The sequence below is a fragment of the Spirillospora sp. NPDC049652 genome (assembly GCF_040675125.1).
GTDB lineage: Bacteria > Actinomycetota > Actinomycetes > Streptosporangiales > Streptosporangiaceae > Spirillospora.
This window is the reverse complement of record NZ_JBFAOF010000941.1, coordinates 1-2,710: the sequence shown is the minus strand read 5'-3', so window position 1 is coordinate 2,710 and position 2,710 is coordinate 1. Positions and strand designations below refer to the sequence as shown.

Below are 2,710 nucleotides of genomic sequence, written 5' to 3'. Positions count from 1 at the left end.
CCGGTCGGCGCGGACCGGATCGCGGTGGGCGCCGCGCACCGGGACCAGGTCGCCGCGATCCGGCTCGCGCTCGGCCCGTACGCCGGGGACATCACGGTCGACACCGCCAACCGCCTGCAGGGCCGCGAGTACGACGTGACGGTGGTGCTGCATCCGCTGTCGGGACGGCGGGACGCGACGGCGTTCCACCTGGAGTCGGGGCGGTTGTGCGTGCTGGCGTCGCGGCACCGGCACGCCTGCCTGGTCGTGGCGCGCGCGGGCATCCCCGAGCTGCTGGACGCGCATCCGTCGGCGGATCCGGTGCGGCTGGGCGTGCCGGTGAAGTTCCCCGACGGCTGGGAGGCGAACCAGGCGGTGCTCGCCCACCTCGGCGAGCACCGCGTCCGCGCCCACGGCTGAGTGGACTAGCGTCCCGCCGTCGCGGCCCAGCGGCCGTTCGCGCGGCTGATCGTGACGGGGTGGTCGAAGCACGCGCTGACCAGTTCGGTGGTGAGCACGTGCTCCGCCGGGCCGGACGCCAGTACCTCGCCCTCGCGCAGCAGCATCGCGTGGCTGGTGGAGGTCGGCAGCTCCTCCAGGTGGTGGGTGACCAGGACGGTGGTGAGGTCCGGACGGTTCTCGCGCAGGGTGTCGATGGCGACGAGGAGCCGTTCACGGGCGGCCAGGTCCAGGCCGGTGGCGGGCTCGTCCAGCAGGAGCAGCGGCGGGTCGGGCATCAGCGCACGGGCGATCAGCGCCCGGCCGCGCTCCCCTTGGGACAGGTGCGGCCAGCGCGCGTCGGCGCGAGGCGTGAGGCCCATGAGCGCGATCAGGTCGTCCGCGCGGGACCGTTCGGCTTCGGAGGGCGTCCAGCGCGGGACGAGCTCGATGGTCCCGGTGGCGCCGGTCAGGACGATCTCCCGGACGGTGCGCGCCGACTCCAGCGGATGCCTGGGGTTGACCTGCCCGATGAAGGCCCTCAGCTCATGGACGTTCACCCGGCCGAGCCGGTGGCCGAGGATCTCGGCGGTTCCGCGCGTGGGGTGGGTGTAGGCGCCGAGGACGCCGAGCAGGGTGCTCTTCCCCGCGCCGTTCGGGCCGATCAGCGCCCAGTGCTCGCCGGTGAGGACGGTCATCGAGACCCGGTCCAGCAGCGTCCGGCCGCCGCGCACGAGGTCGATCTTGTCGGCGTTCAGCACGACGCCGTTCGGGACGGGGGTGAGGGGCACGGACGACCTCCGGGTTCGGACGCCGCGGCGCGCGAGCCGGCGGGGCCTGCCGGAGGGTGGGGGCGGTGCCCGGCGCGGGCGCGACGCGTGGGCGGCATCGGGGCGGCATGGGAGACGGGCCCCTGCCGGGATCGCCGGGACACGGGCGTCACAGGAGACCCACGGTATCGGACGGCCCGCGTGGCGCTGGGCAACGGGGCCGAATCCGGGCAAGATCGAATCGCGCGGGGCTGGTACGCGGGTGCCGTCCGTGCGGATACTGTGAGATCGGTGCCTCAGCGATCAGGGGGAAGGACATGGAGGACATCGGCTTCATGTGCGCCCGGTGCGGCGGGGAGGTGCATGACGTCACCCACAACCGCGAGGGCGCGCTCGACACCGTCGGTTATCGCCACAACCGCCGCGTGGAGCCCTGGGACCACGCGCTGGAGCTCGCCGTGGGCACGGCCGCTCCGGCCGACCCGACGTGCGACTTCTGCGCCGCCCCGGATCCCAGCTGGCTGTACTACCCGACGCTCGACCCCGAGGCCACCGACATGTTCGAGGTGGAGCTCGACACGACGCACCTGTCCGACGACGACACCGCCGTGGCGGTGCTGAACATGCTGTACCCGTGGTTCGCCTGCGACACCTGCTCGGTGCTGGTCGCCGACCGCAACATGGACCTGCTCATCGAGCGCGCGCTGGAGCTCTGCCCGGTCCCCGAGGACGGCCCCGTGGACGAGGAGACCGTCCGCGCCCGGCTGAACGGGTCGCTGTCGGTGTTCTTCTCCACCCGTCCCGGACGGCCGCAGCCCTCCCGGGCCATCTGACGCCCGACTCCCCACCCCGCCCCGTCGCCTCGGACCTCTCCGATCGCTCTGGACTCCCCCGATCAGTGCGCACCTTCCGCACACTTTGACCAGATATGGGACCTCTGGTGACCCCCGGCTAGGATTCGACCGTTCCACGTCGATCTCTCGCGGGGGTTCCCACATGCTGGTGGAGGCACGGTTCCACGGTCCGGACAACTCGGGCAACGGCGGCTATGTCGCCGGGTTGCTGGCCGCCGAGGTCGCCGCCGGCGCGGCGCCTGACGGCGTGCGGGTCGCGCTGCGCCTGCCGCCGCCGCTGGAGACCCCGCTGCGCGTGGCCGACGAGGACGGCGGGCGCGGCCACCTGACCCTCTGGGACGGCGAGCGCCTGGTCGCCGAGGCCCGCGCGGACGGCTTCACCGTCGACCCCGTCCCGGCCGTCGCCCCGGACGTCGCCGCTCGCGCCGCCGAGAAGTTCAACTCCGGCGGCGACCACCCCTTCCCCGGCTGCTTCGTGTGCGGCCCGGACCGCGCGCCCGGCGACGGGATGCGCCTCGCCCCCGGTCCCGTCGACGGCCTGGACGGCACGGTCGCCTGCCCCTGGACGCCGTGGGACCCGCCGACGACCGCCCTGGTGTGGGCCGCGCTCGACTGCCCCGGCGGCTGGGCGTTCGACCCGGCGGGCAGCCGTCCGGCGGTGCTCGGGAC

General features: G+C 74.2%; 4 protein-coding genes. 3 read left to right on the top strand and 1 reads right to left on the bottom strand.

The features are described 5' to 3' along the window. Positions 1-399: AAA domain-containing protein (locus tag AB0J52_RS35170; protein ID WP_500187231.1), on the top strand; the 399-nt coding region annotated here is incomplete at its 5' end. 5 nt (positions 400-404) lie between these two features. On the opposite strand, the gene AB0J52_RS35165 is transcribed toward AB0J52_RS35170, so the two are convergent. Further along, positions 405-1,208, bottom strand: coding sequence for an ABC transporter ATP-binding protein (locus tag AB0J52_RS35165; protein ID WP_500187230.1), 804 nt, complete (start codon positions 1,206-1,208; stop codon positions 405-407). Between the two features lie 296 nt (positions 1,209-1,504). Between AB0J52_RS35165 and AB0J52_RS35160 the strand changes: the two genes are divergently transcribed. Beyond that, positions 1,505-2,020: a hypothetical protein gene (locus AB0J52_RS35160; RefSeq protein WP_500187228.1), complete on the top strand. Its 516-nt coding sequence runs from the start codon at positions 1,505-1,507 to the stop codon at positions 2,018-2,020. 163 nt (positions 2,021-2,183) lie between these two features. Further along, positions 2,184-2,710, top strand: a 527-nt coding sequence (locus tag AB0J52_RS35155; RefSeq protein WP_500187227.1) for a hypothetical protein, incomplete at its 3' end; no start/stop codon positions are given.